At 64.0% G+C, this 13165-nt stretch carries 11 protein-coding genes; 7 read left to right on the plus strand and 4 right to left on the minus strand.

The features are described from left to right. Positions 1-288 precede the first annotated feature (288 nt). A complete protein-coding gene (locus tag C6Y62_RS07830; RefSeq protein ID WP_068461414.1) occupies positions 289-1014 on the minus strand; it encodes a hypothetical protein in 726 nt (241 codons plus the stop codon). Positions 1015-1262: 248 nt separating this feature from the next. Here C6Y62_RS07830 and C6Y62_RS07835 point away from each other — a divergent pair, with 248 nt between their 5' ends. Both C6Y62_RS07835 and C6Y62_RS07840 read left to right on the plus strand, forming a co-directional pair. Further along, positions 1263-1919: a carbonic anhydrase gene (locus tag C6Y62_RS07835; protein ID WP_068461416.1), complete on the plus strand. Its 657-nt coding sequence runs from the start codon at positions 1263-1265 to the stop codon at positions 1917-1919. Positions 1920-1934: 15 nt separating this feature from the next. Beyond that, complete coding sequence (locus C6Y62_RS07840; protein ID WP_173953439.1) at positions 1935-2948, plus strand: asparaginase; 1014 nt, start codon at positions 1935-1937, stop codon at positions 2946-2948. Between the two features lie 39 nt (positions 2949-2987). Here the strand turns inward: C6Y62_RS07840 and C6Y62_RS07845 are convergent, their stop codons facing one another. From C6Y62_RS07845 to meaB, 3 genes are all read right to left on the minus strand, one after another. After that, positions 2988-4343 (minus strand): TIGR03808 family TAT-translocated repetitive protein, encoded by a 1356-nt coding sequence (locus C6Y62_RS07845; protein WP_173953440.1) that lies wholly within the window; start codon positions 4341-4343, stop codon positions 2988-2990. Between the two features lie 63 nt (positions 4344-4406). Continuing rightward, positions 4407-5111 (minus strand): pyroglutamyl-peptidase I family protein, encoded by a 705-nt coding sequence (locus tag C6Y62_RS07850; protein ID WP_173953441.1) that lies wholly within the window; start codon positions 5109-5111, stop codon positions 4407-4409. A 30-nt stretch (positions 5112-5141) separates the two neighbouring features. Further along, on the minus strand, positions 5142-6143 hold the full coding sequence (meaB, locus tag C6Y62_RS07855; RefSeq protein WP_068461453.1) for a methylmalonyl Co-A mutase-associated GTPase MeaB: 1002 nt from the start codon (positions 6141-6143) through the stop codon (positions 5142-5144). 183 nt (positions 6144-6326) lie between these two features. Between meaB and C6Y62_RS07860 the strand changes: the two genes are divergently transcribed. The 5 genes from C6Y62_RS07860 (at position 6327) to hisG (ending at position 13081) form a co-directional block, all read left to right on the plus strand. Beyond that, positions 6327-7781 carry an alpha/beta hydrolase gene (locus C6Y62_RS07860; protein WP_246274462.1) on the plus strand — a complete coding sequence of 485 codons (1455 nt, stop codon included), beginning with the start codon at positions 6327-6329 and terminating at the stop codon, positions 7779-7781. A 124-nt stretch (positions 7782-7905) separates the two neighbouring features. Beyond that, on the plus strand, positions 7906-10026 hold the full coding sequence (locus tag C6Y62_RS07865) for an alpha/beta hydrolase (protein WP_173953442.1): 2121 nt from the start codon (positions 7906-7908) through the stop codon (positions 10024-10026). 356 nt (positions 10027-10382) lie between these two features. Then, positions 10383-10940 carry a hypothetical protein gene (locus C6Y62_RS07870; RefSeq protein WP_173953443.1) on the plus strand — a complete coding sequence of 186 codons (558 nt, stop codon included), beginning with the start codon at positions 10383-10385 and terminating at the stop codon, positions 10938-10940. 255 nt (positions 10941-11195) lie between these two features. After that, positions 11196-12374 (plus strand): ATP phosphoribosyltransferase regulatory subunit, encoded by a 1179-nt coding sequence (locus tag C6Y62_RS07875; protein ID WP_173953444.1) that lies wholly within the window; start codon positions 11196-11198, stop codon positions 12372-12374. After that, complete coding sequence (hisG, locus tag C6Y62_RS07880) at positions 12371-13081, plus strand: ATP phosphoribosyltransferase (protein WP_068461431.1); 711 nt, start codon at positions 12371-12373, stop codon at positions 13079-13081. Before C6Y62_RS07875 ends, hisG begins: the two co-directional genes overlap by 4 nt. Positions 13082-13165: the final 84 nt, after the last annotated feature.

The raw sequence follows: 13165 nt of genomic DNA on the forward strand, positions 1-13165 counted from the left end.
TGGCGGGCGCTACGAGAATGCCATCCGAATAGCCTTCTGGCGGCGCGCTGCCGTTGCTGCAGTGGGGAAGGGCTGGCTCTTCCTTCGAACTGTCTCGGGTCTGTCGACGAAGTGGGAAGCTCGCGCCGCGCTTTCCGCGGCTTCGATAAAGAAAGCTGCTCACCCTTCAGGAACGGCTATCCAGCGCCAGCAATGAGCGTGATGGGCAGCATGCAGCTCCCAGCCAGCTACAGGGGCGCTACTAGCCACGCTATTTGTGAGATACGGGGGGTTAGCCAACTCAGCGGTTCAGCGGCAGAGCTCGCTATGCTCGGCGTCTTTGCTGAGCACCTGGCCGATTGGATCGATGGCGCCGGTTTCGGCGACCTCCAGCGGCTCGGTGCAACGCCAAGCCGAAAGCACCTTCGGCGGCGCCATTACGGCATCCTTCTTCACCGGCAGCGTTGGTATGGCTGCGGGCACCATCACAGAGGCGGTGATGGCGGCGGCCGTGCCCGGCCGTGTGGCAGGCGTCGGCCGCGGTGCGATCGGCGTCATCTCGGCCTTGGCCTTGGCGTAGCACTGATCCAGATAAGCGCAGCGGCGCTTGGCGGATGGATGCGTATCGGTTTCGGGCGCGCCCTCGAAGCTGTCGCACACCTGCGCGAGCCCCTTACGGTCCAGCCAGCCCTCGCGCACGCCCTGATTTACCGCGTAGCAATCGGCATCGAGCTCGGAATCGCCGACCTGAATGTGCCCGCACTCGTGCTTGAACACGAACAGACGCACCTGCGGTGGCTGCTTGTTGAGCATGAAGGGATTGAGGATCAGCACTGTTTCACCGGCACCACCCTCGCTGGGCAGGTTCCGGTCGATCATAATATCGGCGTTGCCACACGAAACCTTGCGCCCGGCCAGCGTGACGCTGCGGCCGACCCACTCCTCAGCCTGGGCTGAAACAGTGAAGGGCGCTGCGGCCTGGCCGACGGTGGCAAGGCAGAGCCAAGCCGCTGTGAGACGAAGTAGGTTACGCAACTTGCCATCTTCCCAGGTTGCTCGGCCCCCCGGCTTCCCTCGGTGCCGGAGAATAGGTGGCGGATTTAGCCCGAATTTGGACGGGCTATCGCGCTGCACCCGCGATGTTGGTGAAGAGTTTAGGCCGCAGGCTGCCAACAAATGATGGATGGAGCCCCAAAGGCCCTGAAAAAGCGCGTGGCATCCACAACCGGACGCGCTAACCATATTGCGCGATAAGTCCACCCGGCGGAGCAGGGATACGACGGATGACGAGCCAAAAGGACGCCAACGGCATCGATCTCGACATCAGGGACGCCATGGAGGGGCACGAGCGCTTCCGCCAGCAATTCGAACGCGACCGCTACTTTTATCAAAACCTTGCCAACCGTAAGCAGAAGCCCCGGTTGCTGTGGATCGGATGCGCCGATAGCCGCGTCGTGCCTGCAACCATCACCAGCTCAGATCCCGGCGAGCTGTTCGAGATCCGCAACATCGCCAATGTCGTCCCGCCGTCCGATGCCGCCGATGACACCATCGGGGCCGCGATCGAATATGGCGTCGGCCATTTAGGCATCGACGATATCGTCGTATGCGGACACACGGGGTGCGGCGGCGTCGCCGCACTTCTTGAGGAAGTGGTGCCCGGCCGCGAAGCGCATCTGGGCCGTTGGTTGGAGTTTACACGCCCGGCGCACCAGCTTATCGAGGCGGCCCGCGTGCCGGCCGAGGAACGGCTGACCGCAACCATCAAGGCGCATGTGCAATTCCAGCTCGACAATCTGATGACGTACGACATCGTCCGTGAAGCCGTTGAGGCGGGCACGCTGAACATCCACGGCTGGATTTATGACATGCAGGATGGCTCGCTTTCCGCCTACGATGCCGGCGCTGGCGGCTGGCGTGGTCTGCTGGACGAATTCTGAGGCATTATCTCCGGCATGACCGTTGATCCCGTTCTGATTGAAGTTACGCGTGGCCCGCTGGTCGAGAGCCGCCATCGCGGCGCCGTAGCGCTGGCGTCGTCGTCCGGCGCGCTGGCGCTGAGCCTCGGCGATGTGACAAGCCCGGTTTATCCGCGTTCAGCTGTCAAAGCTTTGCAAGCGCTGCCGCTGATCGAAACCGGCACGGCGGATCGCTTCGGTTTCGGTCCCGCCGAAATCGCCATCGCGTGCGGCTCGCACGTCGGGTCGGAGCGGCACACGCATCTCGCCGCTGCCATGCTGGAGCGCGCGGGTCTCAATCCCGATGCGCTCGGCTGTGGCGCCCATGCGCCGCTCGGTGCGGCCGCTGCGCGTGAGTTGATCGCGGCCGGGCAGCAGCCGACGCAGCTGCATAACAATTGCTCCGGCAAGCACGCGGGCATGTTGGCTACCGCAGTGCATATGGGCGAAGCCACCGCGTGCTACTGCAATGTCGATCATCCGGTGCAGCAGCGCGTTCACAGCGCGATGGCCGAGATTTCCGGATTGCCGCTGGGCGCTGATGTGCGCGGCACCGATGGCTGCTCGGTTCCCAACTGGGCTATGCCGCTTTCCGCCATGGCGCGCATGTTCGCCCGTCTCGGAAGCGGCGAAGGCATGGACGCTGATCGCCGGGCTGCGCTGTTGCGCATCCTCGATGCGTGCTGGCAATTTCCGGAAATGGTGGCGGGCAAAAACCGCGCCGACACCGTCGTCATGCGCGCGCTGCCGGGCAAGGTGTTCATGAAGACCGGCGCGGAGGGCGTTTATTGCGGCGCGTTTCCGGAGCTTGGGCTCGGCTTCGCGCTGAAGATCGATGACGGCGCCAAGCGCGCCGCGTCCGGTGCCGCGATGGCGCTGGTGGAGCGGCTATATCCGTCAGCGCGCGGACTGATGCCGGTTGGCGGCATCAAGACATGGCATGGTGTTGAAGTGGGTGAAGTTCGCTCGTCGGCATACTTCGAAGACGCGCTCGCTGGCTTGAAACTCTGATGGCCGATTGCGCGCCGAAGAGATGCAGAGCGCCTTCACTCACACGGCAACATTACCACTGACGCTGATGCGCTTGTTGCCATCGCCGCCGTGCACGAGGTCCGCGCCCACCGGTTCGCCTTCGCCGTCCATCGCGCGAATTGCGCCCAGCTTGGCGCCGGAAATCATGTTGCTGGCGATGAGACACGCGCCCGCCGACGGATCAACCGAAACGAGAATGCCGACACGGCTGTCGCGCACCAGGTTCGATGTCGCCACCACTTCGCGCATGTAGGCGCCCCAGCCGATCACAATGCCGGCCGTCGGCGCACGCTCGATGACGTTGCCCGTCATGGCGCAATCGGCTTCTGCGGTAATGCCGTGGCCGCGCTTGTCGACCGGTTCATGCTCGCGCCGGAAAAGGTTGCGCACCATGTTGCCCTGGATCACCGCAAGTCGGCCGCCTTCGTTGAAGTTGGTAACGGTGATGCCGGTTGCAGCGTTGTCGACAAAGTTGTTGGCGATCAGCGCGCCTTCAAATCCAAATTCGGAATAGATCGCCACCTCGCCCAGTCTCGAGCATGAATTGCCGATGATCTGGATGTTGTTCGATGCGTTGCCGCGCACGGCGCTGAAGGCGCAGTCGGTGATGCGATTGCCGCTCACCAGCACCGCGCCGGCGCGAAACGCATTGACGCCGTTGCCGTTCTGACCGGTGCCACCGCCATCGGCGCGGATGCGAACGATGCGATTGCCGACAACGATGCTGCCGTCCTCGCCCGCTTCCGATCGCCAGATCTGAATGCCGTTGTTGCCGCAGTCGGCGATGTCGTTGTGGCTGACCTCAAGACCCGTCGCATCAAGGCTGCGCACGGCCGCCTGCATCGCGTTGTCGATCGTGCAATCGGTGACGCTGCCGCCGCAAGCAAACAGCGCGATGCCGTTGCCGGGGCTACGGGTCAAACGCAACCGATTGAGGCGCACGGATTTTGCGCGCGCAATTGCGATCAAGCCATCGGCATCGCCAAGCGCGGCATAGGCGCCATCGAATGCGATGCCTTCAATTGCGATGCTGTCCGCGTCTTCGGCGGTGATAAACGGGCCTGCGCCAGCATGCTCCAGCTTGGTAAGTCCATCGGCACCGATGAGGCGCGCGCCGGAGCGCAGCCGCAGACCGCCGATGCGGAAATGTCCCGGCGGCAGGTGCAGCGGTGCGCCGCGATCGGTCGCTGCATCAAGCGCGGCCTGCAATACCGGCGCCTGATCGATGCGGCTGCCGGAAACCAGTCCGATGTCGTCGCCCGCTGAGCCGTAGCTGCGCGCTTCGGCGGTGCGGACGCCAACGGCCGCGATGCCTGCGACGGCGGCCCCGGCTGCCAGCCCGGCGGAGAGAAGATTGCGGCGGTCGGTCGTCATGGTCGCTTCGGTCCTGCATGCGGGGTGCGTGCCCCGTGTAAGCAAGACTGAGACCAACGCGGGTTAACGGCGGGTTTTCCAGTCCGATGGGTTTCCCCGAATGCCCGATCTGGCCGACGAAGTCCTGCCGTCGCCCTCGATGGCTTCCAGGCAGGTTGCGATCATTTCCAGCCCGCCCGCCAGCGCGCCGTTCCAGGTCAGATGCCCATCCTCGAACGGGCCGCTGGCCTCGGACAGCCATTCCGGCATGTGAATGAACCCGGCCATGAACGGGCGTTCCGCCAGCGCCGCCGTTGTCAGCGACTGATAGAGAATGGCGTTGCAGAGGTAGTCGCCCGCATCGTTTGAGGTGCAACACGGAACGTCGGCGATTTTCAATCGTGAAACGATATCATCGACAGGCAGCGTGGCGGCGATGGATGCCGCGCCGCCGGCGATGATGCTGGATAGCGGCGGCAGGGCGCCATCGGCATCCGGGCGGGGCGCGCATACGTTGCGGCCAGTCAGTTCGATGCGGAAACCTTTGCTGGCGCTGGCAACGCCGAAATGCAGCGCCAGCACCGGAGCATTGCCGTTCAGCAGTGCGCCGAGCCGCAGCGGCCCGCGCTCCCACGCCACGGGGAGAATTTCTGTGACGATGTCGTAATCGGCAAACAGCGCTCGCGCCGACTTCGCCAGCTTCGGCACGAAGTCGGCTGTCACGTTGTGCGCAACGCCGGGAAATGCGCCAAAGCCGGTCAGCAGGATGATGAGACGGCTCTGCGTCACTGTATTGCTCCCGCTGCGCCAAGCGCGCGATTATGCACTAAAACCGATCAGTCCCATGATCTCGTCAACCGCCAGTGTCGGCAGCAGCCGGCCCTGACGTACGTCGGCCTCGATGCTTTGCATGCGGGCGCTTACGCGAGGATTGGCATGCACGGTTTCCATGATGCGGTCGGAAAGCATGTCGTGCATCCACGCCACGGCCTGCTTCTGGCGCCGCTCTTGCAATTCACCGGATTCGCCCAAGTCGCGGCGGTAATCCAGAATCTTGGCCCACAGCTTGTCGAGATCCTTGTTGTGCGCGCCGGATATGGTGATGACCGGCGGCGTCCAGTTCGGCGACGAGGGTGTCAGGATCTGCATCGCACCACGATATTCTGCGGCGGCGCGCTCAGCGCGCAGGATATTGTCGCCATCGGCCTTGTTGATGGCGATCATGTCGGCGATTTCGATGATACCCTTCTTGATGCCCTGCAGATCGTCGCCGCCGCCCGCCAGCAGCAGCACCAGGAAGAAGTCGACCATATCGGCGACAGCAATTTCCGACTGGCCGACGCCTACAGTTTCCACGATCACGATGTCGAAGCCAGCTGCTTCACACAGGGCCATGGTTTCGCGCGTCTTGCGGGTAACGCCGCCCAGCGTGCACGAGCTGGGCGAGGGGCGAATAAACGCGAGCGGCTCCTGCGCAAGCTGGCTCATGCGCGTTTTGTCGCCGAGGATCGACCCGCCCGTCCGCTTCGAAGTCGGATCGACGGCCAGAACCGCAACCGTGTGGCCGGCTTTCACCAGATTGGTGCCCAGCATGTCTATGGTGGTGGATTTGCCGACACCGGGCACACCCGTGATGCCAAGACGAATCGATCCGCCCGTATGCGGCAGCAGTGCCTGCAGCAATTGCTGCGCCAACGCCGAATGGGCAGGCTTCGTGCTTTCCACCAGCGTGATCGCGCGTGCCAGCATGGCCCGGTCGCCCGCCAGCACGCCTTTGACGTAGGCGTCGATTGACGGTGTGGAAACGGTTGCGGGCTGCATAGAAAACTCCTTTAGCGCGGCATCTTCATAGGTGGCGCCGCGCCCCCTGTGTAGTTTGATCAATTCGCTGTCGGCAAGTCCGTCATGTGGCCGCCACATCCGCCAACGACAACTTGCCCCGCTTTGCGCTGCGCCATACTGTGCCGGCCGCAGCGAAATGGGGACAGCGAGGGGAGGGACGTAATGTCCGGCTTTACCGTGGCCGCGTCCATAGCCGCTCTGGCGCTGCTGACATATCTGTTTGTGCGGTATTCTACCAATCACACCTCAAAAATGCTGCGCGTCGTGGCGCGGGGCGGTGCGCTGGCGCTGGTTGGCGTTGCGATTGCCGGCGTGATGCTGTTTGCGCCCGCAGCGCTGAAAAGGGACACCAGCGCGCGCGTTTCGTCCACCCTGCAGGATCAGATCGCCCAGGCGCGAGAGCATGCCGTCCAGGATGCCCAGCTGCGCAGCCGGATGGAGGCGCTGGAGGGCTGGGGCGCCGCCGTTACAGCGGAGGTTGAGGACGACGAGGCGCTGCCGCCGGAAAATGCCGACTGGCAGGTTGTGCCGGTGTTCTTCGGCACTGACCGCGAGACGCAGCCGGACAACACCCGGTTGCAGTATTCGTCCGAGCGAGGCCGCCGTCTGGAACTTGGCCGGGCGCTGATATCGGTGCCCAAAAGCCATCAGGTGCCCAACATCGAGCGCCCGTGGGCGATCAAGCTGCCGTATTTCGACGTCACCATCTACGAGCAGACGGAAGATCCTGCGCAGCACTTCACCATCCAGAACATCGGCAAACTCACGCAGGAAGAGTTTCTGGCCCGCGTCCGTACGCGGCTTGCCCGCTCCGCCCGCTACAAGGACCATGCGATCGTTTTCGTGCATGGCTACAACACAGCGTTCGATAGCGCGCTCTACCGCACGGCCCAGCTTTCCTACGACCTGAAATTCGATGGCGCGGCGTTTCTCTACAGCTGGCCGTCGGGCGGAGCTGTCGCCAGCTACACCTACGACCGTGAGAGCGCGCAGGCTTCAGAGCCCTATCTGCGCCAGTTTCTCGATATCGTCGTGCGCGAGACCGGCGCCAAATCCGTCAGCATCATCGCCCATTCCATGGGTAACCAGCCGCTTCTCAGCGTGCTGCGCGATATGCGCCAGACCGGCCCCAACGAGGTCGCGATCAACGAAGTTATTTTGGCCGCGCCGGATGTTGATGCTGACGGTTTCGACAACGTCGCCCGACGGATCGAGGGCATTGCCCGCGGCGTGACGCTTTATGTCGCATCCAACGACCGGGCGCTGATGGTGTCGCGCAATTTCTGGCGCAATCCGCGTGCTGGCGATGTGCCGCCCGGCGGGCCGCTGATCGTGTCCGGCGTTGAAACGATCGACATCACGCGCGCGTCGACGGACAGCCTCGCGCTCAACCACTCCGGCTATGCCGAAAATAACGATCTGCTGCAGGACATTGGCAAGTTGATCCTCAGCGGCCTGCGCCCGCCCGAGCAGCGTTTGCCGACGCTCATGCGTACAGCTTCGCCGCGCGGTGACTACTGGCGCTATCTGCCATTAGCCGCCGGCGCCCGGGCCGAAACCGGTGCCCCTGAAACTGGCGCCCATGTCGAAACAGGAGAAATCCCGACAACGCCGTAGCTGTCCCGCGTCGCTCGCCTCGTATTTTGCCGAGGCTGTTACGCAAACATCAGCGGCCCTAAGTGGGCCACAGCTTGGTATTATGCCATTTTCGAGATTGTCCGCTCCGCAAAGGATTATTTCCGTGTCCGCCCGCCAAATGATTGCTGCAACACGTATTTTTCTTTTCCTTGCAACGCTTTGCGCGCTGGCCCCCGATACGGCATCGGCGGCGGAGCGCTGGCCACCCTGGCAGAGCTACACCGAGGCGGTTGAGGCAGCGCACCAGAAGGCGCAGCAGGCCCAGAAACGTCGGGCGGCCGCTTCCCAAAACACGCTCACAAGCCTCAACGCGCGCATCGAACAGCTGAAATCCGCAAAAAAGTATTCGCAGGCCGTGCCGCTGGCGCGCCGCGCGCTGGTGCTGACCCGACAGAAGCATGCCAACGGCATTGAAACCGCGGCGGCGCTTGAAACGCTCGCGGGCCTCTATGAGGCGCTCAACAAGCCGGCTCAGGCCGCGCCACTACTCAAGCAGGCGCTGGACATTCGCCAGCAGGCACCCGGTCAGCCAGATGTTGCTGTAACGCGTGAGCGTCTGGCAGTGGTTTATGACCAGCAGGGTAAGGCGGCCGAGGCGCAGCGCGTGCGTGGCGACGCCGTTGCCGAACCACCGCCTGAGGCGAGGCCCGCTCCGGACGTAGCCGAAGAGCCCGCGGCCACCGATCAGGAAACGGCCGCCAAGGTTGATGACGAGGCGGGCGCAGAAGCCGCCGCAGCCGCCCGCAAGGCGGAAGAAGACGCAGCCCGGGCGCGCGCCGCAGAACTTATCCGGCGCCAGATGGCTCAGCGCTACGAACCTTCGCCCTCCGTCAGGGGCAGGGTCGGCAGTGGCGCCTCTCCCGCGCCGTCATTTTCAGGCCGGCAAGGCATTGAACCAAAAAGACAATACGCGCGTCCGCCCGCGCCGCCGCCGGCCGCTGTCGTTCCCCCACCTCCCGCGCCACCGGTTGATATCGTGTCGCCACCTCCACCCTCCGGCGGGTCCAGCCGCGATAGCTCCGAGCAGGACTTCACCGTTCTTGATGAGCTGGACCGCGATCCGCCTTCGGCTGGCGCGTCCCCGCCGCCTGCCGCAGCCCCGGCCCCACCGCCACCGGCCGCCAGCGCTCCGGATGATCCCGCTGGCGGATCGGGCCCGCCGCCCACCGCTGCGCCGGCACCCGATCCTGATCCCGACTGGCAGATCGTGCCGGTTTACTGGGGTACCGATCGCGCCGTGCAGCCGAATGCCGAGCGCCTGGCGTTCGGTTCGGACCGCGCCCGCCGTCTCGAAACCGGCCTGGCCGAAGTCACCGTGCCGAAGGTGCACGAGGTTCCGAATGTAGAGCGCCCGTGGGTGGTGAAGATCCCCTATTTCGACGTGACGCTCTACGCCGAGAAGGAAGACCCGAAAAAGCACTTCACGCTGAAATCCATCAAGGCCATGACGCGCGAGGAGCTGCTGGCGCAGATCAAGGCCCGGCTCGCCGCCTCGAAGGATTACAAGGATCAGGCGCTCGTGTTCGTGCACGGCTACAACACGTCGTTCGACAACGCGCTCTATCGCACCGCGCAGATCGCTTACGATCTCGATTTCGACGGTGCGCCGTTCCTTTACAGCTGGCCGTCCGGCGGTGCTGTCGCCAGCTACACCTATGACCGCGAAAGCGCGCAGGCATCCGTGCCCTATCTGCGCGAGTTTCTCGACATGGTGGTGAAGGAAACCGGCGCCAAGCAGGTCAGCGTCATCGCCCATTCGATGGGTAATCAGCCGGTGATGGATGTGCTGCGCGAGATGCGCAACGCCACGCCTGAAGGCGTTGTCATCAGCCAGGTGATCCTGGCCGCGCCGGATGTCGATGCCGACACATTTTCCAACCTCGCCCGCTCCATCAACGGGCTGGCGAAAAACGTGACGCTCTATGTCGCCGCCAACGACCGCGCATTGACGGTCTCGCGCAACTTCTGGGGCAGCTATCGCGCCGGCGATGTGCCACCGCAGGGACCGCTCATTCTGCCGGGCATCGACACCATCGACGTGACGGCGGCATCGACAGACACCTTCGCCATCAATCACTCGGGCTATGCATCGAATAACCGGCTGCTGGATGATATCGGCGAGTTGCTGCGCACGGGTCTGCGGCCGCCGGAAATGCGTCCGTTGAAGTTCGGCAAGATCACAACGAACGCCGGTGATTACTGGCGTTATGTGCCGGCGCCCTAGGCTCGCTGTCGGCTTTTGACGGCAACGCAAAAGGCGGCACGTACCCGTGCCGATGGCATGCTGCGCGCGAGCTGGTCGATGTGGGGGATGCGCGGGCCGTGGCAGAACGCCGGTCTCCCCACACGTCATCACACCGTCATCCCGACGCAGGTCGGGAACCACGTCAGCTTCCGCACCTGCGACTTGGTGCAAGTCAGGCAGGGCGCTGCATCCACAAACACGCGCGTCGCGCTGTAGCACCAACAACACTTTATTTACCACACCTCGGCAAAACTCCGCTTCTGGGCGTTCCAACGTCCCAAAGGTTCAAAGGTAAGGTCGGTGAAAGTCACCGGCCCGGCGTCGCGGTGTGGTTCATGCGTTGGCAGCGGCTTGCAGTCGGGAAAAATCCGTCGTCTTTCGCGGTCTTTGATCGCGTCTCGCGGCCGTTGGTGCTGGCTTGCGGTGTGTCGATCGCTGCGATGGCGCTCGCGCTGGTGATATTCCCGCGCAGCGCCGACGCTGAAAGCGCCGAGTTGATCGAGGATGGCGTCGCCAGCCGTGTTTCGGAGCGGCCGGAGATGGGGATGCCTGCCACCAATCCGCGTGTGCGCGGCTTTGTGCAGTCCCATCCGCAGGATTTCGTGACGGTTTGCGTTGCCGGCTGCAACGGCGAGCCGAAGATCGTACAGATGTTGCCCAAGCCCCATGAGGCGCGTGCTGGCTCAATGCGCACCACTTCCGGCGGCTCCGGGTCAGGAAATTGGGACGGCCCCGATGATGTTGTTGCCTGCATGGCAGGCTGCGGCGGTGGTCGTCCCGGTGAGATCGTCCAGCGGCTGCCGGACCTGCCGCCGGAGCATCGTGCGCCCGCTCGCCGCAAGAAGGCAGGCGAGAGCTGGGAGCAGGAGCTGATGGACATCCTCCCGGACTGAGCGCGACCGGTGCGCTTCGCCCTGAGGCCGCCACTTCCCTGATTTAGCACCGCCCCGCCGCGATGGGATTTATCCCGTTGCGCAATGGGCTATTGCCCATCCGGCCCCTGTCGTTCAAAAGACCGCCAGCGCGCATCCTATCGGAAAAGTGGGCACCGGATTTTCGGTGGGAAGCACGTTCAGATAAATGGTCAGAGCCGTTCGATTGCTTCGGCAGCGGAACGGCTTGAGGTTTAAGGCGCAGGGCACACGGGAATGGTTGGAGCGCAGCCGGCAAACTTCGAGGCGCTTGAGGCGCAAGCGCGCACGCTGCTGGCGATCTTTATCGCCTCCGGCTACGAAGCCGTTGCGCCCGACATCATCCAGCCCGCTGGCGTGTTCCTCGACGTAGTGGGTGAAGCACTGCGCGGCCGCACCTATGTGTTCACCGATCTCAACGGCGAAGAGATGTGCCTGCGCCCGGATCTGACCGTGCCGACGTGCCGGCTATATCTTGCGCGCCACCCGCAAGCCGATCGCGAGGCGTTTTACAGCTACAACGGGCCGGCATTTCGCTTTCAGCCTGTCGGCGCGGGTGCATCTCATCCGCGTGAATTCCGCCAGGCGGGCATCGAGGCATTCGGCGGTGCGGACGCGGGCGAAGCGGATGCGCGCACGCTGGTGCTGATCCTGCGCGCGTTGCAGCAGGCTGGGCTGTCCAAATGGCGCCTGCAAACGGGCGATGTCGGTCTGTTCGACGCGCTGCTCGACGACGCCAACATGCCTGAGCGCTGGCGTCGGCGTCTGCGCGATCACTTCTGGCGTCCGGATGCGCTGCACGCTGAACTGAAGCGTCTGTCCACCGAGCCTGCACGTTCCGCTGCAGCGTTTCCGCGTTCGCTGATCGATGCTCTTGATCCGGAAGATCCGGCTGGCGCGGAGAACCTTGTCGCGGCGTATCTGGATGAGCAGGGCATCGAACTGATCGGCGCGCGCACCGCCGCTGAAATCGCTGAAGGTCTGCTGGGCATTGCCGCCGATGCAAAGGCTCCGCCGCTGAAGCCTGAAACCGCAGCGCTGATCGAGAGCTATGTCGGCACGCATCTTCCCGCAGCGGAGGTAGCGCCCGCGCTGCGCCGCTTCGCCGGATCGGCCGGAGCAGGTTTTGCCCGCGCCATCGACGCTTACGAGCGCCGTCTCAAGCTGCTGGCCGATAGCGGCGTCGATGTCGCCAGCATGGAATTTTCTGCCGAGTTCGGCCGCAACGTCGGCTATTACACCGGCTTCGTATTCGAGGTGATTGCCGAGACGCTGGGCGCGGAAAGCCCGGTTGCGGGCGGTGGCCGTTACGACAGCCTGCTGAAAGCCGTTGGCGCGCCGCGCAATGTTTCTGCCGTCGGCGCCGCCATTCACACTGAGCGCCTGCTGGCCGTTGTCCGTGGAGCGAAGGCATGAGCACGCACCTGACTTTTGCTGTGCCCTCCAAGGGCCGCCTGATGGAGCAGACGGCGGAATTTCTCGCCGCGTCCGGCGTCACACTGCGCAAGGTCGGTCCGGAGCGCGGCTATCGCGGCGAGATCGAAGGCTTCGGCAATATCGACGTCGCATTTATATCGGCATCCGAGATTGTTGGTGCGCTGAACAGCGGTCGCGCGCATATCGGTGTCACGGGTGAAGACCTCGTGCGCGAGAACATCGTCAACGTCGATGAGCGCGTTGAGCTGGTGAAGCCGCTCGGCTTCGGCCATGCCGATGTCGTGGTCGCGGTGCCTGCGTGTTGGATCGACGTCAACGAGGTGGCCGACCTTGAAGCCGCTGCCGCCGTGTTCCGTCGCGAGCATGGCCGTCCGTTCCGCGTGGCGACGAAGTACATCAACATCACGCGTCGGTTTCTGTCGGGCCACGGTCTGGCCGACTACCGCATCGTTGAAAGCCTTGGCGCCACGGAAGGCACGCCCGCTGCTGGCACTGCAGATCTCATCGTCGACATCACGTCCACCGGTGCAACGCTGGTCGCCAACGGGCTGCGCGTGCTGAACGACGGCGTGATCCTGAAGTCCGAGGCTAATCTGGTGCTGTCGAAGGTGGCGGACTGGTCGGACACGGCGAAAGCTGCGGGCAACGATCTGTTCACACGGTTGGGTCTGCCGAACCGCGTTTAAAGGCGCTGGCTGCCGCTGCCGCAACGGCTCCGGCGCCAGCGGCCATTCCATATCTCGGCGCTCAAACGAACAGCGGGTGATCGG

It is taken from the genome of Hyphomicrobium sulfonivorans (assembly GCF_013306565.1).
In the GTDB taxonomy this organism is placed as follows: domain Bacteria; phylum Pseudomonadota; class Alphaproteobacteria; order Rhizobiales; family Hyphomicrobiaceae; genus Hyphomicrobium_A; species Hyphomicrobium_A sulfonivorans.